The following is a 21,627-nucleotide window of genomic DNA, read 5'->3' on the forward strand; positions in this document are numbered from 1 at the left end:
CCCCAAACCCCTCCGAAAAGCTATCTTACCCAGTATAATACATGGCCTATGCAGTGTCAAAATAGGAAAAAGCCCCGAAAGACCGCGATTTCGGCGGCAAAACGGGACCTGTCCTATGTACGGAAACGGCGGAAGCCGCCCTTATTTATAGTTCGTAAACTGCAGGTCGATCTGCAAATCCGCTCCCCGCAGCAGCGCGATCACCGCTTGAAGATCGTCGAGGTTTTTGCCGGTTACGCGGATGGAATCGCCTTGTATCTGGCTTTTCACTTTGATTTTGGAATCGCGGATCAGCGTGTTGATTTTTTTCGAGCTATCCTGCTCGATCCCCTGCTTCAACTTGATTTTCTGCCGGACCGTTCCCATGGAAGCGCCCTCGATTTTGCCGAATTCCATGTTTTTGATCGGCACGCCGCGCTTGATCATTTTGGATTGCAAAATGTCGATGACGCTCTTCAGCTTGTACTCGTCGTCCGAGACGACGACCAAATCGCTCTTCTCCAGCGTGAAGCTCGTCTTCGTTCCTTTGAAATCGAACCGGGTGTCGATCTCCCGCTCCGCTTGCGTGATCGCATTGCTCAGCTCCTGCATATCGACTTTCGACACGATATCGAATGAATGTTCTGCCATTGCGCTGCAGCTCCTTTGTCTTTCCTATTCTTGTCATGTATTATAGCGCATCCCGCCCCGCAAAAAAAGCACCCGGGACCGTAACGCTTACAGTCCGGATGCCTTTATTGCCGGAAAACTCATGGCGTATTCCCCGCGTTCGCCGCATTGCCCGTTCCGGTCGTGCCGTCCGTACCCGTACCGGCGGAGCCGTCTTCCACGGGGGTGAGCAGAAGCTTGCGAGAGCCCCCGGATTTGTTGCCATCGTTAATTAACACGCCATCAATCGTAACGTCGATATAATCGGCTCTGCCCAGTGAGATATAAATCGGGCCGTCGGCATCGTAAGACGCCGTGTCACCATTTTCCATCATTTTATCAAATAAAGATTTACCCCTCTTGCCCGGCTTGTTCATCTCGTATATCCCGACCCACGCATGCCCGGTCGACTTGAACTCGATCTTGTGCGTCCCGCCCGGAGTCACATTGAAGTAATCCGTGGTACCCGACGTCCGGTCAAGCGTAATCGTCGTGGTTGGTGCCGTCGGCGGAGGCGTCGTTCCTCCCTGTGACGGTTGATCCGGCGGAAGCGTCGTCGAATCCGTCCCTGTTCCGCTCCCGTTCGTCGATCCGCCGCCCGTCGTCGCGCTGTTCCCGCTGTTTGCCGTACCTTCCGGATTCGTAGGCGGCGGTGCAGTCTCGTCGGTCATCTTCGTCTGATCCGCCGAATCCACGTGATCCTTGTTAGGCTGCTTGATGGCGAAGATATAGACGAGCACGATGATCAGCAGCAGGAACGACCACATGAGCGCGCGGAAGCCCCATCGGCTCAAGCGGTCGGACGTATGCGTCTGGGCGGTCCGGCGCGGCCGCTGAACGGGCTCGATGACGGGCTGTTCCGGCACGCTCGAAGGAATTTCCTTATTGTAGAGCCGCAGTACTTCTTCCGCGTCGAGTCCGACGGATTCGGCATAGTTTTTCACGAATGCGCGTACATAGAAGGAACCGGGAAGCACGCTGTAATTGCCTTCCTCGATGGCTTCAAGATAACGCTTGCGGATTTTCGTCAAGTCCTGAATATCGTCCAAGGACAGGTTTCGCTGTTCCCTCGCTTTCTTGAGCAATGCGCCCAAATCCGACATGACCACACCTCCTTAACATTTTTATCGATCAGGTATTAAAAATCATGAAAGCCCATGAACGATTCATACGAAATTTCTTCGTCCGGCGTGTTGCGAAGCTCGATAATATAATCAAAATCGCTGTATTCGAATGCCGACTCTTTCACGAAAATATCGGGATGCTCGATGACTTTCGTCGAAGGCATCGCCATGATTTCCTGAAGGAGCGCATGATGCTTTTCATTGGAACGAATGGTGCTGACGATGCCGTCGATAATAAAAATGTTGTTCGGCGTCATTTCTTCCTCGGACAGCTGGCTTCGGACCGTCTGGCGCAGGAGCGTCGAGGACACGAACGTCCAACGCTTGTTCGAGCAGACGCTGCCCGCGATGATGGATTCCGTCTTGCCGACGCGCGGCATACCGCGCAGGCCGATGACTTGATTTCCTTCCCTTTTAAACACCTCGCCCAGAAAGTCAACCAGCATGCCTAGCTCGTCGCGCGTGAAGCGGAACGTCTTGCGGTCGTCGGAGTCGCGTTCGATGTAGCGTCCGTGGCGAACGGCCAATATATCGACCAGCTTCGGCTCGCGAAGCTTGAGTACCGTGATATTGTCGACCTTTTGCAGCATCCGGCCGAGGATTTCGATCTTCTCGTCGTCGTTCGTCTGCAGCAGCATGCCGCGCGTGCGGTTCTCGACCCCGTTGATGGTCAGAATGTTGACTTCGAGCATGCCGAGCAGCGATGCGATATCGCCGAGCAAGCCTGGACGGTTCTTATGTATTTTATATTCCATGTACCATTGTTTGAATTCCATCGGAGACACCTCTGCTGAAGGAATGAAGTTTTTAATGAAGCTCTTTTGCGCGAAGCTTCATGATCGTATGCGTCTAGGAACGGGATGAGGCAAATCCGCTGCACGCTGCAGCCGAACCAAGCTATGAATATTTATGCTTCAAAAAGTTTATTCTACAATATTCGTCAAATTCCTGCAACAGGCAGCGAACATTACAGAAAAGCCTCCGCTGGGGAGGCTTTTCTCGTGGATGTTACGAATGTTGGACGAGCTTGACCATCAAGCCCGCGATCGTTTTGCGTTCCGATTCATCGCCGACATCCCACAATTGCTTGAGCGTACGCTGCTCTTCATTCTTCGGATCGACCTTCTCGTCAAGGAAGGAGCCGATCTCGTAAGCGAGGTTGGAGATCGTATCTTCGTTCAACCCCATGCTTTTTGCTTGCTCGACACGGTCGGATAAAAACTCTTTCCAGGTACCGAAGTTAGAAAGGACTGTTGCCATTGATAAACTTCCTCCTTTGCGTGTTGGCTGTTGATCAGCAACATCCAGTATTGTTCGCGCAAGGAGCGGCATTTATTCTTCATCGGACGGGTTGTCCGCATTTTCTCAAAAGATCAGTCCATCCGGTCAGGTCAGCCAGCCGCCGTTCGGGCTGATGATCTGTCCGGTGATATAAGCGGATTCCGGCAATGCCAAAAAGTACACGAGCGAAGCGATCTCTTCCGGCTGCGCGAAACGCCCGACCGGGATTTCGGACTCGAGCGCCACCTTCTCGGCGGCATCGAGGTTGTCCAGCATGACGGTGTCGACCGCTCCCGGCGCTACCGCGTTCACGGTTACGCCCGACGGCGCAAGCTCCTTGGCCAGCGCTTTCGTGAACGCATTCATACCGCCCTTGCTGGTCGAATACAGCACCTCGCACGAAGCGCCCGAAATGCCCCAGATCGACGATACGTTAATGATCCGGCCGAACCGCTGCGCGATCATGGCCGGCATGAACAGCTGCGTGCACAAGAACATGCCTTTCAAATTCACGTTCATGACTTCGTCCCAATCGTCGTCCGTCACGTTCGCCAGCATGCCGTAATGGGCGACGCCCGCGTTGTTCACGACGATATCGGGCACCATGCCGTGCTGCTCCAGCTTCTCGCGCATGCGCAGCAGCTGTTCGCGCGAACGCACGTCCGCGGATACGGTCAGCACGTTGGCCGCCCCGAGCCGCATGCAGCTGCGAGCGGTTTCGTTCGCAGCCTCATGCGCCTGATTGTAATGAATGACAACGTTCATGTTCTCCACCGCGAATCGGCGCGCGATGGCGGCGCCGATACCGCGGCTTCCCCCTGTTACGAGAACGGTCATTTCCTTTAAGGTTTTCAAGCTTCTTCCTTGGCTACGATCGACACCGCCATGCGGTCCCAATTGAAATGGCTGCGCAGGCGCGCGTTGGCTTCGTCGAGCGTGATGCTTTCATAGAGCGGCAGCAGCTCGAACAGATCCGCCCCGCGGAACCGGTAACGCGTAAATTCGCTTGCAATCGCTTCGGGGGAATTCAGCATGCGCAAGTAACCGCCGATTTTTTTCCGTTTCGTTCGTTCGAACGTATCGACGTCGAGACCTTTGGCCTGAGCCGCTTCGATCGCTTGGCGCAGCCTCCGCAGCAGCTCGTCGGGATCGCGGGACTCCCCGCCGACGACGGAGAACGCGTAGTCCTCGCTGCTGTTGAATTCATGGCCAAACGAATCCGTGATCAGCGTATCGTCGTACAGCGCGTGATAAATCGGCGAGCTGGAGCCGAGCAGCGCTTCAAGCATGAGCTTCGTCGTCAGCTCCGTGCGGAGCAGCTCTTCCGGATCGGACGCGCCGCCGCGTTCCTTGAAGCCGATCATGACCTTCGGCATGGAAACGGGGAGCGCCGTTTTCTTGAGCGGAATCTTCACGGTGTCCGGCTCGGGATCGAAGTAGCGGGTAATCTCGCCCTGCCGCTCGAACGGTTTGCGCGCCTGATTGTCGCGGACGAGTTTCATGACCGCTTCGGGCTTCACGCCGCCGACGACGAACAAGAACATGTTGGACGGATGGTAAAACGTTTCGTAACAGCGGTAGAGCGTTTCTTTGTCGATTTGATAGATCGACTCCACCGTGCCGGCGATGTCGATGTGTATCGGATGTTTGTGGTACAGTGCGTCGATCACGCCGAAATAGACGCGCCAATCCGCATTGTCGCGGTACATGTTGATTTCCTGCTCGATGATGCCCTTTTCCTTCTGGACATTCTCGTCCGTGAAGTAAGGATGCTGCACGAAATCAATCAGCGTCTCCAAATTCGCTTCGATCTGCTCCGTCGCCGAGAACAAATAAACGGTGCGGTCGAAACTGGTGAACGCATTAGCAGACGCGCCTTGGGACGCAAAGGTTGCAAAAATATCGCCCGTCGGCTCCTCGAACATTTTATGCTCCAAAAAATGCGCGATGCCGTCAGGAACCGAGACCGGCTCTTGATTGCCGACCGCGAACCGGTTGTCGACGGAACCGTATTTCGTCGAGAAGGTCGCGTACGTTTTGCTGAAGCCTTCCTTCGGAAGCACGACGACCTCGAGCCCGTTCGGCATGACTTCGCGGTATAACGTCTCTTGAACGCCCGGGTAGGCTAATGTTTCCATTGGCTTCAGCCCTCCTTATTGTCGGACAGGAAATAAATCGTATCGAGCTCGGCTTTGCGCGCGACGGCCGCGATTTGTTCCGGCGTGACCGCCTGCACGTCCTGCAGCAGCTGCATCGCCGAACGTTCACGCTTCGACAGGACGGCGTTGAAGTCGAACCCGATCATCTCGCTCGCCGAATCCTGCAATTCGCGCAAATGATTGGCGATCATCGCCTTCGTCTGGCTCATTTCCAGCTCGCTGTACGAGCCGCTGCGCATCTGCTCCAGCTGTTCCTGGATGATCGTCTTGGCCTTCTCGTAGTTGCCGATTTCGATGCCGGATTGAATCGTGCATATCCCTTTATGACCGTCCAGCCGCGATGCCGCGTAATAGGCCAAGCTCGCTTTCTCGCGAACGTTGAGGAACAGCTTGGAGTGCGGATAGCCGCCTAATATGCCGTTGTACATCAGCGCGGCCGGATAATCGTCGTCGCCATACCCCGTATGGATGCGCAGCCCCATGTTCAGCTTGCCTTGCGTCACGTCCATCCGTTCGACGACGTTCTTGACTTCCTTCACCGGCCTGCTTGCCGCGGACACGCCGTAGTCGGCCGGCTCGCCCGCATTGCTGCGGAAGGCTTTCGCGACCAGCGCCTTCACCTCGTCCAGCGTCGTATCGCCGACGACGTACAAATCGAATGCCGCCGTCGCCAGCCAATTCCGGTACGCTTCCGTCACGGAAGCCGGCGTGATGGCGTCGATGTCCTCCATCCGCCCGAGCGGGTGGAGCCGGTACGGCTCATCCGCGCACATGACTTCCAGACAGCGTTCGGCCGCATACCGGATTTTATCGTTAATGATCGCTTCGAGCCGCTTGCGCAGGGTGTCCTTCTCCGCCTCGACGTACTTGGGGCGCAGGACGCCGTTCTCCAGGACGGGATCCGTGACCACCTCGCCGAGCAATTGAAGCGATGCCGCTAGCAGCGGCCGGTCGGACGACACGAAGCGATCGTTGATGACGTCCATGCGGAATTGCACGATCTGCGAGTCGCCTCGCTTGTACACGTCGAAGCCAAAGCCGGCGCCGTACAGGTCGTCAAGCCGTTCGCGGAACGCGATCGTCTCCGGCGTGGAAGCGGTGCCTCTGCGCAGCACGAAAGGAATCAACGCGGCCGAGGTGACGGTCGATTCATGAAGCGGCAAACCCGCGTAAAGGGAGATTGAAAAGGTTTTGAAACGCTGCGTCGGCAATACATGCAGTCGAATTCGGTTCAGCTGACCTCGTTGAAATGGCGAGTTGCTCACGCCTCACGTCCCCTTCCGCTCAAGTGGTATAAAGCCAATCTATTCCAATTTCCAGAGATCTATTCCATTCTACCCGATGCGAAAAGGAAGAAGCAACCCGCGTCCTCGTGCGGGCTGCTTCAGCCGACTCTACATGCAGAAAATGTGTTTTCCGATGGTTTTGACCTGCGGACGGGTCCAGATCCACTTGGACGTCGCCGTCTCGGGGTTAAAATAGTAGAGGCAGCCGCCCGTCGGATCCATGCCGTTCAATGCGTCCTGCACGGCCTGGGCCGCTTTCTCGTTCGGGGTCAGCCAGATCTGGCCGTCGGCGACCGCCGTGAATGCGCCGGGCTGAAAGATGACGCCGGATACGGTGTTCGGGAAACTCGGCGATTTCACCCGATTCAGGATGACCGCCGCCACCGCGACCTGCCCGACGTAAGGCTCGCCGCGGGACTCGCCGTACACGGCGTTCGCCATCAGCTTCAGATCGTTCGCGGACAAGCCGAGATTATTGGACTTCGAGACGTCCGACGGCGCGTTGCCGCCTTGAGTGCCGCCGCTCGTTCCGCCTCCCGCCTTGCCGCCTCCGCTCCCGGCCGTGTCCGCCTCCGAGGGCGCCCAATTCTTGGTCGCCTCCCACAGCTTCAGCTTCGTCTTGGCGCCGACGACGCCGTCGGACTTGAGCCCGAACTTCCATTGAAACCAGGTGACGGCGTTTTTCGTGGAGGAGCCGAACACCCCGTCTACTTTCCCGTCGAAATAGCCGAGGTATTTCAGCCGCCCTTGCAGCTCTTTGACGTCTTTGCCCGACGATCCGACTTTGAGGGTAGCGCTGCTGAACGTCTCTGCCGATTTGCCGAAGTAGGCGTTCTTCAGCGAGAAGGCTCCGAACAACAGAAGGACGATGACGATGGTCACCGTAATTAAACGATTTCTCATCTTGGAATCTGCCTTTCTCTTGCAAATGTTTTCGCAAAGCAAGCCGAAGCATATTCCTATTATGAGAAATCGAGGGAACAACTATGCATGATGCCGGATTATGAGCTGATTCGTCCGGCGTCGTACTGATCGATCGACAGCAGAACCTCCCGCGGCTTGCTGCCTTCGTATGGACCGACGACGCTGCGAGCCTCCATCTGATCGATCAGTCTCGCGGCGCGCGTATAGCCGATGCGCATGCGCCGCTGCAGCAGCGAGACCGACGCCTGCTTCGCTTCCAGCACGATGCGCACGGCCTGGTCGTACAGCTCGTCGAGCATCTCCTCGCCTTCCGCCGCCGTATCTTCCACTTCCGGCACCAGATCTTCCTTGTATTCCGCCTCGCCTTGGCCCCGCGCGTACGTCACGATGGCTTCGACCTCCTGGTCGGACAGGAAGGCCCCTTGGACGCGAATCGGCTTGGACATGCCTACGGGCAGGAACAGCATGTCGCCTCGGCCGAGCAGCTTCTCCGCGCCGGCCATGTCGATGATGGTCCGCGAGTCGACCTGCGACGAGACGCCGAAGGCGATCCGGGAAGGAATGTTCGCTTTGATAACGCCCGTGATTACGTCGACCGATGGCCGCTGCGTCGCGATGATCAGATGGATGCCCGATGCCCGGGCCATCTGGGCCAGCCGGCAAATCGCGTCCTCCACGTCGTTCGCCGCCACCATCATGAGGTCGGCGAGCTCGTCCACGATCACCACGATATACGGCAGCACGGCGGCCGGATTGTCAGCCATGAGCGTGTTGTAGCCTTCGATGTTGCGGGTGCCCGATTTGGAAAACAGCTCGTAGCGCTTCTCCATTTCGACGACGATTTTTTTCAGCGCGAGCGATGCCCGGCGCGGATCCGTCACGACGGGCGCGAGCAGATGCGGAATGCCGTTGTAGACGTTCAACTCAACCATCTTCGGGTCGATCATCAGCAGCTTCACTTCATCGGGCCGCGCTTTGTACAAGATGCTCGTGATGATGCCGTTAATGCAGACTGATTTCCCAGAACCCGTCGCGCCCGCGACGAGCAAATGGGGCATCTTGGCCAAGTTGCCGACGATCGGCTGCCCGGAAATATCTCGGCCGAACGCGATGGACATTTTGGACGCCGCGTTCTGGAACGAAGGCGTCTCCATGACCTCGCGCATCGTGACGACGGATACTTCCGTATTCGGCACCTCGATCCCAATGGCGGATTTGCCGGGAATCGGCGCCTCCATCCGAATATCCTTCGCGGCGAGCGCCAGCGCAATATCGTCCGTCAAGCCGACGATCCGGCTGACTTTCACGCCGGTGGCCGGCTGGACCTCGTACCGCGTCACCGCCGGTCCGCGCACGACGTCCAGCACTTTCGCGCGGACGCCGAAGCTCTCGAGCGTCGCCTCCAGCTTGCGCCGCGATTCGAGCGAGTCCGCGGCTTCGCCCGCCTTCCCGCCGCTGCTCGGCTTCTGCAGCAGCGCCAGCGAAGGCAGCAGATACGGCTTCTCAGACGGCGGCTTCACGATGCTGCCCGGCACTTCAAGCTCATCCTCCTCGTCCGGCGAAGCGATCGCCGGACTGCGCAGCGGCTGCGCCGGCAAAGCTTCCGGAAAGTCGTCGTCGGAGCGGTCGGCGTCGCGAACGTCCGCGGTTTCTTCTTCATCGTCGATCGGCTCATACGAATCATAGGGCAGCGTGACCGCAGCCGGCCGAACAGACTCTGCCGGCTGCGGCTCCCAATTCGCCGGCACGGACGCCTCTTCGATCGCCCCTCCGCCTTCCAATACAGGCGCGCGCCAGTCGTCGTCCTCTTCCTCGTCCTGCCAGACGGCCTTCCGGGAGGCTGACTTGCCGCCGAGAACACTCGCGGCGTCATGCTCGTCTACCAGCTGCCATTCCTGGTCGCCGGACTCTTGACCGCCTTCCTGCTTGGACACGTCGTTGAACCACGAGAAGATCGGCGAACGCTTCTTCTTGGTCCGCGCGCTCATGGCCGCCGCGTAAGCGTCATCGTCGTCGTCATCGTCCAAGTCGTCCAGCTGCACGGCATTGCCGGCTCCCTTGGATGCCGAAGCTCCGGCCGTCGCCGGCTGGCGCCGCGAGACGATTTTCATGCGCAGCAGGGACAGCATCCGTCCCCCTCTGACGCGAGCGGCGCGAAGCAGATCGACGTACGATTTGCCCGTCATCAGCATGACGGAAATCGCGAACATGACGATCATGATGAACTTCGCGCCGAAATAACCGAACAGCCAATAGAGCAGCGTATACTGGATCGCCCCGGCATACCCGCCGCTTGCCGAATACGTAACGCCGGTTGCTTGCGCGTCCGCGGGAGCATCTACGAGCGAGCCCCGAATATCGCTGCCTAACTGCGATAAGATGTACGAAGCGGTCAATCCGCCCGTCGGCTCCGTCTTCTGGTCCATCACGGCGATGGAACTCCAGAGCGTGCAGGCGAGCACGAGCAGCAGCACGCCCGTCTTGCGGCTGGACCAGCCCGAGGGCCAGGTCCGCTTGATCATGACGGCTAATCCGACATAGATGCCGACCAGCGCCAAAACAAAATAGAACTTGCCGAGTACAAGTCCGAATAATTTCGATAATGCGCGGCCGACGGTCGCTTCTCCGGATAGCGCGATGACGGAGACGGTGATCAGCAAGATACCATAGACTTCGTATTTAAGGCTCGTCCCGACTGAGTGTTTTCTCTTTTTCTTTTTCTTAGCCAAAATCGTCACCTCTGTCAGCCATTATACCATAGGAGCAGGGTGCGATGTGTTACTATTATCCAGCGCGGAGCCCGTTTACGAGGTCTGCGCGCCGTACGCGACGAGCGTGCCGGGGGTCAGCTCGGGGCGCAAATACGCATCCAGCGGACCATCCGCCAGCCGGACGATGCGTCCGATGCCCGGCGCGACGGCTTCGATTTGCAGTCGGACGTCGCCGGCTTTAACGGTCAGATAGGGACCCGGCTGCTGATGGATGCCGTCGAGCACGAGCTCGAGCGGCATGACCGAATATATCGTCATTGCGTCAGCCCTCCCAGCATCGGGGCGCCGGCGGATTGGCGTCTTGCTTCAACCAGCTGATTCAACCGGCGCAGGGCCTGCCCGATCCCGCCGACCTGGTCGATCAGTCCGTGCTTGACCGCATCGGTGCCGATAACCGTCGTGCCGATGTCGCGCGTCAATTCGCCGGTCTTGAACATGAGCTCCTTGAACTTCTCTTCCGTGACATTAGAGTGCGATGTCACGAACCGGACGACCCGTTCCTGCATCTTCTCCAAATATTCGAACGTCTGCGGCACGCCGATGACGAGGCCGTTCAGCCGGATCGGATGAATCGTCATGGTGGCCGTCTCGGCGATGAAGGACGTATTGCCGGCTACGGCGATCGGCACGCCGATGGAATGACCGCCACCAAGCACGAGCGTCACCGTCGGCTTCGTCAGCGACGAGATCATTTCCGCGATGGCTAGTCCAGCTTCCACGTCGCCTCCGACCGTGTTCAGGACGATCATGATGCCTTCGATTTTCGGATTTTGCTCCGCCGCGACCAGCTGCGGAATGAGATGCTCGTATTTCGTCGTCTTATTTTGCGGCGGCAGTACGATATGCCCCTCGACCTGCCCGATGATCGTCATGCAAAAGATATTGGATTCCGCTGTCGGCGTCGACGTCTGGCCCAGCTGTTGGATCGTTTCGACGACCGGGTTGCCGATCGGCGGCTTGGCTGCCGGCGGCTCCGGCTGTTCCGACTTGAATGATTCCTCCCACATTGCCTGTCCTCCTCGATGTCATGCTAGGCTCTGCCATGGCTGGCTCTGCATAGTATGGAATCCCTTTGCGGATTTATACGGACCGCCCCGAACAAAAAAACGGCCTCCGGCCGAAGCTTGCTGCTTCGCCGAAGACCGTCGTTTCTAGTTGTTCTATCGCTCATGCGTATGCTTATACTTCCATAATAATCGGCAAAATCATCGGACGGCGGCGCGTCTGCTCGTACAAGAAACGGCCAAGCGCATCCTTCACGTTCGTCTTCAGGGACGCCCATTCATTGACTTTGTCGTTCATCAGCTTATGCAGCGTCGAGGTGACGATCCGGTTCGCTTCTTCCAGCAAGCCTTCCGACTCTCGCACGTAGACGAAACCGCGGGAAATGATGTCCGGGCCGGACAGAATCGCGCCGTCCTGCTTGCTCAGCGTAACTACGACGACCAGGATGCCGTCCTGCGACAAGAGCTTGCGGTCGCGAAGGACGATATTGCCGACGTCGCCTACGCCGAGACCGTCGATCAGCACGTTGCCCGCCGGTACTTTGCTGCCTTTGCGCGCCGTGCCGCCTTGGAATTCCACCGTATCTCCGTTATCGATGATGAAGATATTTTCGCGTTCGACACCGACCGCTTCGCCGAGCTGCGCGTGCTGGCGGAGCATCCGGTATTCGCCGTGAATCGGAATGAAATACTTCGGACGGATCAGGTTGAGCATCAGCTTCAGCTCTTCCTGGCTGCCGTGACCAGAAACGTGGACGCCGGAAACAGAGCCCGGCCCGTAGATGACGTGCGCGCCCAAGCGGAACAGCTCGTCGACCGTACGGCCGACGTAGCGCTCGTTGCCCGGAATCGGCGTCGCCGCGATGATGACCGTATCGCCCGGCATAATATCGACCTTCCGGTGCGTGGAGCGGGCCATGCGCGTAAGCGCGGACATCGGCTCGCCTTGGCTGCCCGTGGACAGCACGGCAACGCGGTCCGCCGCCATTTTATTGATTTCTTCCGGTTCGATGATTGTGCCTTCCGGAATGTTCAAGTACCCGAGCTCCGACGCGATCGTAACGACGTTGACCATGCTGCGGCCGACAACGGCGATTTTTCGCTTCGTCGCGACGGCTGCGTTCACGACCTGCTGGATCCGGTGCACATTGGACGCGAAGGTCGCAACGACGACGCGCTGCGTCGCTTTGCGGAAAATATCCTCAAGCTCGGAGCCGATCATGCTCTCCGACGGCGTAAAGCCCGCACGCTCCGCGTTCGTGCTGTCCGACAAGAGCGCCAGAACCCCGCGGCGGCCGATGTCGGCGATCCGCTGCAGATCCGCGTATTGATTGTTGACCGGCGTGTGGTCGAACTTGAAGTCGCCCGTATGTACGACCGAGCCCTCCGGCGTATCCAGGCATACGCCGACCGAGTCGGGAATGCTGTGATTCGTTTTGAAGAAGGAAGCCTTGATCGAACCGAGCTGCACTTCGCTGTCGGCGTTGATCAAGATGCGTTTCGTTTCGCCGAGCAGGCCCGCTTCCTTCAATTTGCCTTCGATGAGACCGAGCGTCAGCTTGGTCGCGTAGATCGGCACGTTCAAATGCTTGAGCACGTACGGCAATCCGCCGATGTGATCCTCGTGGCCGTGGGTAATGAGAATGCCTCTTACTTTGTCGCGGTTCTCCGTCAAGTACGTGATGTCGGGAATGACAATATCGATACCGAGCATATCTTCTTCGGGGAATTTGAGACCTGCGTCAACCACGACGATATCGTTCGCATATTGAATGACATACATGTTTTTACCGATTTCACCGACGCCGCCAAGGGCAAAAATAAGCAGCTTATCCTGGATGTTCTTCTTAGACAAGTGAATTCAATCCTCCTAATCGTAGTACGAAATAAGGTGTACCTCGTTCGCCATTTCACCAAAAATAGCGAAGAAGACACTTCGTTTCATCGCAATATTTATTTTCCGAACTCAAAATTACACGGCCGCCCGTCCACGCTCGGAAACGTCGCTGCATGTAATCAATAACTAGTGCTGTCGAACGCCGCCCCTCGGCGTTACACTTTTTCAAAAATTTGCCGCACACCGTCACTTGCATTCATTATACATGATTGAAAATAAGAAACACAAGTAACTGTTCTCAAAGCCGCTAGAACGTGGAACAATCGAGCTTTCTATCTATGATAACGCTTACGAAACCGCGTCCTAACGTCCGCAGCCGATGCCCTCTAGATATCGCAGCCCGGCCGCTAAAACAAAAAACCGATGCTAGCGCATCGGTTTTTGGCGAATGCAGCAGTCATATGTCGGCAAAGCCTCTATCTCTCTTGCTTCAAGACGTGGCGCAGCGTCTCTATTTCGCTCTCGCTCGCCGCGACCAGTGGCAGCCGCACGCCGCCGACCGGAAGGCCTTGAAGCGACAAAGCCGCCTTGACGAGGACCGGATTCGGAAGGTCGAACAACCCTTTGAAAATCGGCAGATGCTCGCCATGCAGTTTGGCCGCACGGTTCGTGTCTCCATCCAAATAAGCCTGAATCATCGCCTTCATCGGCTTGCCGATGATATGGCTCGCCACGCTAACGATGCCGTGCGCGCCGACGGCGAGCGCCGGCAGCGCAGAACTGTCGTCCCCGCTGTATACCAGGAAGCCCTCCGGCGCGCCCATGGCGATTTCGGCCACTTGGTCAAGCGCCGCGCATTCCTTCGTGGCGACCACGTTCGGCAGCTGTGCCAGACGGAGCGTCGTCGCGGCGGACAGACTGACGATCGTGCGGCCCGGCACATTATACAGCATCACCGGCAAGGACGTCGACTCCGCGATGGCTTTGAAATGCTGGTACAGCCCTTCCTGCGTCGGCTTGTTATAATAAGGCGTGACAAGCAGCACGGCATCGACGCCGCATTGTTCGGCGATTCGGGTCAAATGAATGGAGTGCGCCGTATCGTTGCTTCCGGTGCCCGCAATAATCTTGCAGCGACCGCCGGCATGCTTCACGGCGAACGCAAACAGCGCCCGCTTCTCCTCGTCGCTCACCGTCGGCGATTCGCCGGTCGTGCCGCAGACGACGATGCCGTCGTTAAGCTGATCTTCGATTAAATAGTCCAACAAACGCCCTGTCGTCTCCCAGTCGATCGAACCGTCCGCCGAGAAAGGCGTAACCATCGCAGTAATCAAACGTCCGAAATCCACGATTATTCCTCCTCAGAATTTTGCGTTAGCAAAATTCACTTCGTAAGCATTGACTTGAATTTTGCGTTAGCAAAATTCACTTCGTAAGCATTGACTTGAATTTTGCGTTAGCAAAATTCACTTCGTAAGCATTGACTTGAATTTTGCGTGAGCAAAATTCACTTCGTAAGCATTGACTTGAATTTTGCGTGAGCAAAATTCACTTCGTAAGCATTGACTTGAATTTTGCGTGAGCAAAATTCACTTCAACTCTTTAATATCATGCAGTGCGAATTTCGCGTGCAGCGCCTGAAGCGCGCTTGCCATATAGTTCTCCCGCACCAGCACCCAAATGGTAGTATTAGAGTCCGCAGACTGCAATATGGGAATGCCCTTCTCCGTTAATGCTTCCACGATCCGGGCCATGATGCCGGGCACGCCGTTCATGCCTCCGCCGATGACCGAGATTTTGGCGCAGCCGCTGACCGCCCGCGGCGCGTAGCCGATCTCCCGCAGCACGGTTACCGCTTTGTCCGCATCCTGGTCGAACACGGTATAGACCGCTCCGCCTGGATTGACATTGATGAAGTCAACGCTGATATGATGCCTAGCCATTGCCTGGAACACTTGCAGCTGGACGTCCGCATGCCCGTCTTGCGCCTGTACCGTGATCTGCGTGACGCCGCTCACATGCGCAACACCGGTGACGTGCCGGTCGCGAACCGCCCCTGCTTGCAGCACGTCGCTTATATCCGTGACAAGCGTGCCCTCATCCTCCGAGAACGTGGAGCGAACCCGCAGCGGAATGCGCGCCTGCTGGGCGATCTCCACGGCCCGGGGATGAATGACCTTGGCTCCTTGTCTCGCCATGTTCCCGACTTCCCCGTAGCTGATGACGGACAATGCCCGTGCATCCTTGACGATCCTTGGGTCCGCGGTCAATATCCCGTTCACGTCCGTGTAAATATCGACGCGCTCCGCTTGAAGCGCGGCGCCGAGCGCCGTGGCCGACGTGTCGCTGCCGCCTCTGCCGAGCGTCGTGAAATCGCCGGACTCCGTCACGCCCTGGAAGCCCGTCACGATGACGACGTTGCCTGTCTGAAGTGCTTGCCGGATCCGGTCGGTGCGGATTTCCATGATCCGGGCCTTGCCGAATTGATTATCCGTAATAATGCCTGCTCCGCCGCCCGTAAGCGCGACGGCCGGAATGCCTGCAGCGCGCAGCAGGCTGCAAAGCACCGACGCGGAAATGATCTCGCCGCAGCCTTGAAGCAAATCCCGCTCCTTGGCCGGCAGCGCATCGCCGTGCTCCGCGATGAGCGACAGCAGCGTGTCCGTTGCGTACGGATCGCCTTTTCGCCCCATTGCAGAGACGACAACGACGAGTGCGTACTGTCGTTGCCGTTCCCTTTGAATATGCTTGATTACCAGTTCTCTCGCTTCCTTCGACGACAGCGAAGTGCCGCCGAACTTCTGCACGAGGATATGCATGGTCAAACCTCCGTATCCGACTGTGAAGCCCGCCGGATCGTCCGTCTGACAACCTGCTTATGAGGAGGATGATTATCGTTTCTCGATGGCGATATATTCTGCGATTTGGACGGCGTTCCATGCCGCGCCCTTCAGCAGATTATCAGATACGATCCACAAGTTGAGGCCGCGTGCATGACCCAGGTCGCGACGCAGACGACCGACGAAGACATCCGGCTGACCTGCCGCATCGGTTGCGAGCGGATACCGTTGCCCTGCGGGGTCATCGACCAGAACGACGCCCGGGGCGTCAGCAAGCAGTTTCTTGACGTCTTCCAGTTCATAATCCTGTTTCAATTCGACGTAAACCGACTCCGAATGACCGTAAACGACCGGAATCCGAACACAAGTCGCCGTGACGTCGATCGACTCGTCGCCCATGATTTTTTTCGTTTCGCGGACCATTTTCATTTCTTCGAGCGTATAGCCGTTCTCTTGGAACTTGTCGATTTGCGGAATCGCGTTGAAGGCGATCTGATGCTTCACCGGCAGGGAACCGACCGGCAAAATGTCCGGCGTCACTTCCTTGCCGTCCAGCACGTCACGCGTCTGGCGAAGCATCTCGTCGATTGCCCGGCTGCCTGCGCCCGAGACGGCTTGGTACGTGGACACGAGGATGCGGGAAATGCCGTATTTGTCCTGCAGCGGCTTGAGCGCCGCTACCATCTGAATGGTGGAGCAGTTCGGATTGGCGATGATACCTTTATGTTCGTTCACTTTGTCGAGATTGACTTCGGGCACGACAAGCGGCGTGTCCGGATCCATCCGGAACGCGTTCGTATTGTCGATGCATACCGCGCCATGCTCCACGGCGTGGGGGGCAAGTGCTTTCGACACGTCGCCGCCCGCGCTGAACAAAGCGATCTCAACGCCTTTGAAGCTCTCCGGCGTCGCTTCTTCGACCGTATATTCCTTGCCTTTGAACGTCACTTTTTTGCCCGCGGAACGAGCTGACGAGAGCAATTTCAGTTCCGCGATCGGAAAATCGCGTTTCTCGAGCAACCCGATAATTTGTTCGCCTACTGCGCCTGTCGCCCCGACTACGGCGACGTTAAACAACTTCTGCTGTGACATTGGCTGTCGTCTCCCCTTTAAAAAACTTATGTCAAGGATTGCTCCAATTACATACGGGATGAACCTGCGAGATTTAAGCGCGCTCGATGAGCAGCGGCTGAAGCTGCTTGCCGTTCAAGGCCGCTTCGCATGTTTCGGGCACCAGCTCCATTTTCGCGACGAGCGAATTCGGCTTCTGGATCGGATTATCCTGTCCGAACGGTACGAAGTACACGTTTTTGCAAACTAGTAGTTTCGCGATATTGGCAGCATTCAAACCGAGCCCGTCGTTGGTCGAGATGGCCAGCACGAGCGGACGCAGGTTGCGCATCTGCGCTTTGGCCGCCATGAGGACAGGGCTGTCGGTTTGCGCGTTCGCCAGTTTGCTCGTCGTATTGCCCGTGCAGGGCGCAATGACGAGGACGTCGAGCAGTTTGGACGGCCCGAGGGGCTCTGCGTCGACAATGGTCGAAATGATGTCGTTCCCGGTGATGGACGTCAGCTGACGCTGCCATTCTTTTGCCGTTCCGAACCGGGTATCGGTCGTAAGAAGCGTCTGCGTGACGATCGGTACGACGTTCGCGCCTTCGTCTACGAACCGCTGAATGACCGGCATAACCTCCGCGAACGTACAGTGAGACCCGGAGAGCGCGTAGCCCACCGTTTTGCCTTGCCATTTCATTGCTCATTCCCCCGTAACCTGGAATCTTCCATAATCAATCGGCATAAACAATCCGCAATGATGCGTCCGGCGGTTTTGGGTGCGACGATTCCTGGGAGTCCGGGGGCGAGCATGGCCTTGATTCCGCGCTTCTCGGCGAACCGGAAATCGGTTCCGCCGGGCTTCGAAGCAAGGTCGATAATGACCGCTCGCGAGGGCAAATTTGCTATGATTTGCGCTGTGACTATCATAGTCGGAATTGTATTAAAAAGCAAGTCAATATTCCCCACATGATGCAGCAGATCCTTGATATAAAAGGGCTCGAAGCCCATCTCGTACGCCCTTGCGAAATGCTCTTCCCGGCGTATGCCGACCTTCACTTTCGCACCTAATCCTTGCAGCGTCCGCGCCAGCGTCATTCCCGTCCTTCCGATGCCGAGCACCATGCACGAAGATCCGTGAATCGTAATGTCCGTGTTCTGGATCGCCATCATGACGGCGCCCTCCGCGGTCGGAATGGAATTGTAAATTGCCACGTCGTCGCGGTCGAACAGTTCGACCAGCACGATGCCGTGCTTCTGGCACAGGTCGCGCAAATACGGTTTGGCCATGCCGGTGTAGATCTTGCAGTGCTTCGGCAGCTTGGCGACGTATTCGTCAGTCAGCACCAGTTCCTGATCGCTGAATACGGCCACGATCTTGCCTTCGTCGTCGGTTCCGACCGCAGGCAGCACCAGCGCATCCGCGTTCACGAACAGCGATTCGTTCATCTCGGCCCGGATCGCGCCGTCAAGCGACGAGTGCAGCTGGTCGAACCCCGCTACCGTCACCGTTGCATCGAGCTCGGTCAGCTTCCGGATGACTTCCAATCCCCGAGCGTCACCACCGAGAAGCACGACCTGAACTCCCGTCAGCATAAGGGTATCACTCCTTTCAGCGGCAACCGATACACGCCGCTTGAATCGGCGGTTCGGTCGGCATTACAAACTGGAACCGTCGGCCCGCGTTAAGGCTGCCCGGTTGACAGTTGTGCGCTCTTGGTTATAGACCATCTTATGCATCCGCCCAAAGCGTGGTGAGGCCGTTTTGCGCATTTGCCGCCAAAATGAAAAAGCACCGGAGCCGACGCTCCGGTGCTTCCATATGCATGAATCGAGGCGTCTCCGCCAAAACGCTCAAACGCCCGTGTGTCCGAAACCGCCCGCACCGCGCACGGTCTCGGGCAGCTCGTCCGTTTCCGCAATCTCAACGTCGGGCACGAGCTGAAACAGCATCTGGGCGATTCGCTCGCCGCGCTCGATCGCGAAGGGCTGCTGGCCGAGATTGATCAGCAGCACCTTCACTTCCCCGCGATAATCCGCATCAATCGTGCCCGGTGAATTCAAGCACGTGATGCCGTGCTTGAACGCCAGGCCGCTGCGGGGACGGATTTGCGCTTCGAGCTCCGCCGGCATGGCCATCGCGAAGCCCGTCGGGATCAGCTTGCGTTCTCCGGGCTGCAGCGTTTCCGGCTCCGTCACGGCCGCATGCAGGTCGAACCCCGCGGCCAGCTCGGACATTTTGCGCGGCAGCGGGATGTCTTCGTTGCCGGGAAGCCGTTTAATCGATACTTGAAACAAGCGAATCCCTCCCGATCGCCGCAGCCGCTTTATCGTTGCTTCCGACCATCGCGACGGCGAATGGCACCGACAGGATGCGTTTGGTCACATTGCGGATGTCGTCCATCTGCACGGCATCAATGCGCTCCAGCATCTCGTCCAGCGTAAAATGACGACCGAGCATGAGCTCGTTTTTGCCCAAGCGGTTCATACGGCTGCTCGTGCTCTCGAGGCTCAGAATCAGGCTGCCTTTCAGCTGTTCTTTGCCGCGGTGCAGCTCCGCGTCCGTCAGCCCTTTCGTCGCGAGGTCGTGCATTTGCTCGAGCGTCAGATCCAATACGTCCTTCGTCTGCTTAGGAGCCGTTCCCGCATAGACGGTGAACAAGCCGCTGTCCGCATACGAGGTGTGGTACGAATACACGGAATACGCCAGTCCCCGTTTCTCTCGGATTTCCTGGAACAGCCTGGAGCTCATGCCCCCGCCGATCGCGTTGTTCAGCAGAATCATCGCGTACTGCAGCGGATCCGCAATGGAGCAGCCCGGAAACGATATGCAGATATGGTTCTGCTCCGTCTTCTTCTTATGAAACAAATAAGTGCCGTTGAAGATCGGCATCGTGACCTCGCGCTCCGAGCCGGTCGTCTTGAACGCGCCGAAATGCTGTTCGAGAAGCTCCAGCAACGGGCCTTCCTCTACGTTGCCCGCAACGGCGATGACCGTATTATCGATGCGGTAATGGCCGTCCATGTAACCGCGAAGCGTATCCCCGTTCATCGCGCCGAGCCGCTCTTCGAGGCCGAGGATGGAATAAGCCAGCGGATGGTCGCCGTAGGCCGCGCGCGAAGCTTCGTCGTGGACTTTATCGTCCGGCGTATCTTCGTACATAGCAATCTCTTCCAAGATTACGTTCTTTTCCTTAGCCAGCTCCGCCCGATCCATTTTGGACTGGAAGAACATATCGGCCAGGGCATCCACCGCGATCGGCAAATGCTGGTCCAGCACTTTGGCGAAGTAACAGGTGTACTCCTTCGCCGTGAACGCGTTCACATTGCCGCCGATGCCGTCGAACAGGTCGGCGATGTCTTTCGCGCTGCGGCGCTCCGTCCCTTTGAATAACATGTGCTCGATGAAGTGCGAAATGCCGTTATTATCTGGCGTTTCGTTGCGGGAACCGGTCTTGACCCATACGCCGAACGAAACGGAGCGGCAGGTCGGAATGTATTCCACAACGACGCGCAGGCCGTTGCTAAGTTTATAGTTGTTCAATCTAGACGCCTCCTAGGGCAACAGCATGAAATTATTGACTTCACTATAACAAAATTACGGTCTCGCCTCAACCAAGGACGCCCGGTCGGAGGAAAGCGTCTCGCTGACGGTTCCGAGCATCAGCCCTTTGCCTTTGATCGCTCTAATCATGCCTTCGAGCGCTTGGCTCGACGAATCCGTGGGATGCATGAGAATGAGCGAGCCCGGTTCCACGCGCGCGCGGATCTTTTGCACGACCGAATACGCGGGCGGATGCTTCCAATCGACGGTGTCCAGCGTCCACAGCACGGTCTTCAGCCCTTGCTCGGCGGCGACGTCGACGGTCATCTGATTGTAGTCGCCCGAAGGCGGCGCGAACCAGCGATTGGTGACGTTAAGCGTCGATTTGAGCAGCGATTCCGTCTTGGCGATTTGATTGTACGCCGCGTTGCGGTCCAACTGGCTCATATTGGGGTGCGTGTACGCATGGTTCGAAATCTCGTGCCCGTCCGCTTGAATCCGCTTCGCGACGTCCGCGTTCTTCTTCAGCCAGGAACCATCGAAGAAGAAAGTCGCTTTGACGTTCTCTTTCTTCAGCGCCCGGAGCATGGACGGGATATACTCGTTCCCCCAGGCGACGTTGATCATCAGCGCGACCATCGGCTTGCTCGGATTGCCTTTATAGATCGGAACGCGGCCGAGGTCGTCCAGGCTGATTTTGGGTTTCACTTCCCGGTACACGAATCGGATCGGCTCGTTCTTGGACACGCGGAGCATCAACCGATACGTCTTGTCGACGTCAACTTCGAGACCGTTGTAACCCGGAATCGCTTTCCAGACGCGGTCGACGCGCGCATCCACCGGGGCGATGCGCTTCTTCTCCGCCTCCGTTTGAATCATCTCGAGCAGGGAGGCTTTGCCTGGCGGCGGCAGCTCGGACGGCGCGTAGGCGAAGACCGCCGCGTCTCCTCGCTTCACCGCAGCCACGTAGGCCGACAACGGACCATTCAGCCGAACCGTAATCAGCAGCGCGCTCATGATCAGCAGCATGAGGATTCCTTTTTTCAGCTTCAAGGCGTTGTCCTCCCTTCTTCTTCATCATATTAAGGCTCGGCCCGCAATATGAGAAGAAGAACGCGAAGGATGCAAAAAAGGAGACAGGTCCCCCTGCCTCCTT

Annotated in this window: 20 protein-coding genes; all 20 read right to left on the reverse strand. The window is 57.5% G+C overall.

Going from position 1 to position 21,627, the window contains the following annotated elements:
• Positions 1-141: 141 nt before the first annotated feature.
• The 20 genes from ACFPB1_RS18135 to ACFPB1_RS18230 all read right to left on the reverse strand — a co-directional run bounded on the left by ACFPB1_RS18135 (position 142) and on the right by ACFPB1_RS18230 (position 21,500).
• Positions 142-630 (reverse strand): YajQ family cyclic di-GMP-binding protein, encoded by a 489-nt coding sequence (locus ACFPB1_RS18135; RefSeq protein WP_379227518.1) that lies wholly within the window; start codon positions 628-630, stop codon positions 142-144.
• Between the two features lie 119 nt (positions 631-749).
• Entirely contained in the window at positions 750-1,751 is a 1,002-nt protein-coding gene (locus ACFPB1_RS18140; protein WP_379227519.1) for a helix-turn-helix domain-containing protein, read from the reverse strand.
• Positions 1,752-1,786: 35 nt separating this feature from the next.
• Entirely contained in the window at positions 1,787-2,548 is a 762-nt protein-coding gene (locus ACFPB1_RS18145) for a DUF3388 domain-containing protein (RefSeq protein WP_379227520.1), read from the reverse strand.
• A 232-nt stretch (positions 2,549-2,780) separates the two neighbouring features.
• A complete protein-coding gene (locus ACFPB1_RS18150; RefSeq protein ID WP_090637513.1) occupies positions 2,781-3,032 on the reverse strand; it encodes a DUF3243 domain-containing protein in 252 nt (83 codons plus the stop codon).
• 126 nt (positions 3,033-3,158) lie between these two features.
• A complete protein-coding gene (gene ymfI, locus ACFPB1_RS18155; protein ID WP_379227565.1) occupies positions 3,159-3,890 on the reverse strand; it encodes an elongation factor P 5-aminopentanone reductase in 732 nt (243 codons plus the stop codon).
• A gap of 14 nt (positions 3,891-3,904) precedes the next feature.
• The gene (gene yfmH / locus ACFPB1_RS18160; protein ID WP_379227521.1) at positions 3,905-5,191 is read right to left on the reverse strand and encodes an EF-P 5-aminopentanol modification-associated protein YfmH; all 1,287 of its coding nucleotides are present in this window, start codon (positions 5,189-5,191) and stop codon (positions 3,905-3,907) included.
• Between the two features lie 5 nt (positions 5,192-5,196).
• Entirely contained in the window at positions 5,197-6,477 is a 1,281-nt protein-coding gene (gene yfmF, locus ACFPB1_RS18165) for an EF-P 5-aminopentanol modification-associated protein YfmF (protein WP_379227522.1), read from the reverse strand.
• 129 nt (positions 6,478-6,606) lie between these two features.
• The gene (sleB, locus tag ACFPB1_RS18170) at positions 6,607-7,401 is read right to left on the reverse strand and encodes a spore cortex-lytic enzyme (protein WP_379227523.1); all 795 of its coding nucleotides are present in this window, start codon (positions 7,399-7,401) and stop codon (positions 6,607-6,609) included.
• Between the two features lie 98 nt (positions 7,402-7,499).
• Positions 7,500-10,151, reverse strand: a complete 2,652-nt coding sequence (locus tag ACFPB1_RS18175) for an FtsK/SpoIIIE family DNA translocase (protein WP_379227524.1) — start codon at positions 10,149-10,151, stop codon at positions 7,500-7,502.
• 75 nt (positions 10,152-10,226) lie between these two features.
• Positions 10,227-10,451, reverse strand: coding sequence for a YlzJ-like family protein (locus tag ACFPB1_RS18180; RefSeq protein WP_379227525.1), 225 nt, complete (start codon positions 10,449-10,451; stop codon positions 10,227-10,229).
• Positions 10,448-11,200: a ClpP family protease gene (locus ACFPB1_RS18185; protein ID WP_379227526.1), complete on the reverse strand. Its 753-nt coding sequence runs from the start codon at positions 11,198-11,200 to the stop codon at positions 10,448-10,450. The genes ACFPB1_RS18180 and ACFPB1_RS18185 overlap by 4 nt, the downstream gene beginning before the upstream one ends.
• Before the next feature lie 172 nt (positions 11,201-11,372).
• Positions 11,373-13,052, reverse strand: a complete 1,680-nt coding sequence (locus tag ACFPB1_RS18190) for a ribonuclease J (protein WP_379227527.1) — start codon at positions 13,050-13,052, stop codon at positions 11,373-11,375.
• A 458-nt stretch (positions 13,053-13,510) separates the two neighbouring features.
• Entirely contained in the window at positions 13,511-14,383 is an 873-nt protein-coding gene (gene dapA / locus ACFPB1_RS18195; RefSeq protein ID WP_379227528.1) for a 4-hydroxy-tetrahydrodipicolinate synthase, read from the reverse strand.
• A 240-nt stretch (positions 14,384-14,623) separates the two neighbouring features.
• Entirely contained in the window at positions 14,624-15,853 is a 1,230-nt protein-coding gene (gene dapG / locus ACFPB1_RS18200) for an aspartate kinase (protein ID WP_379227529.1), read from the reverse strand.
• 72 nt (positions 15,854-15,925) lie between these two features.
• On the reverse strand, positions 15,926-16,966 hold the full coding sequence (locus ACFPB1_RS18205) for an aspartate-semialdehyde dehydrogenase (protein WP_379227530.1): 1,041 nt from the start codon (positions 16,964-16,966) through the stop codon (positions 15,926-15,928).
• A 73-nt stretch (positions 16,967-17,039) separates the two neighbouring features.
• Positions 17,040-17,627, reverse strand: coding sequence for a dipicolinate synthase subunit B (locus tag ACFPB1_RS18210; protein ID WP_379227531.1), 588 nt, complete (start codon positions 17,625-17,627; stop codon positions 17,040-17,042).
• Positions 17,624-18,523, reverse strand: a complete 900-nt coding sequence (dpsA, locus tag ACFPB1_RS18215) for a dipicolinate synthase subunit DpsA (protein ID WP_379227532.1) — start codon at positions 18,521-18,523, stop codon at positions 17,624-17,626. Before dpsA ends, ACFPB1_RS18210 begins: the two co-directional genes overlap by 4 nt.
• A 258-nt stretch (positions 18,524-18,781) precedes the next feature.
• Positions 18,782-19,225, reverse strand: coding sequence for a dUTP diphosphatase (gene dut / locus ACFPB1_RS18220; RefSeq protein ID WP_379227533.1), 444 nt, complete (start codon positions 19,223-19,225; stop codon positions 18,782-18,784).
• Complete coding sequence (locus ACFPB1_RS18225) at positions 19,206-20,471, reverse strand: M16 family metallopeptidase (protein ID WP_379227534.1); 1,266 nt, start codon at positions 20,469-20,471, stop codon at positions 19,206-19,208. The genes dut and ACFPB1_RS18225 overlap by 20 nt, the downstream gene beginning before the upstream one ends.
• 54 nt (positions 20,472-20,525) lie before the next feature.
• A complete protein-coding gene (locus ACFPB1_RS18230) occupies positions 20,526-21,500 on the reverse strand; it encodes a polysaccharide deacetylase family protein (protein WP_379227566.1) in 975 nt (324 codons plus the stop codon).
• Positions 21,501-21,627: the final 127 nt, after the last annotated feature.

The organism is Paenibacillus sp. GCM10023250, assembly GCF_042653205.1.
Taxonomy (GTDB): Bacteria; Bacillota; Bacilli; order Paenibacillales; family Paenibacillaceae; genus Paenibacillus_Z.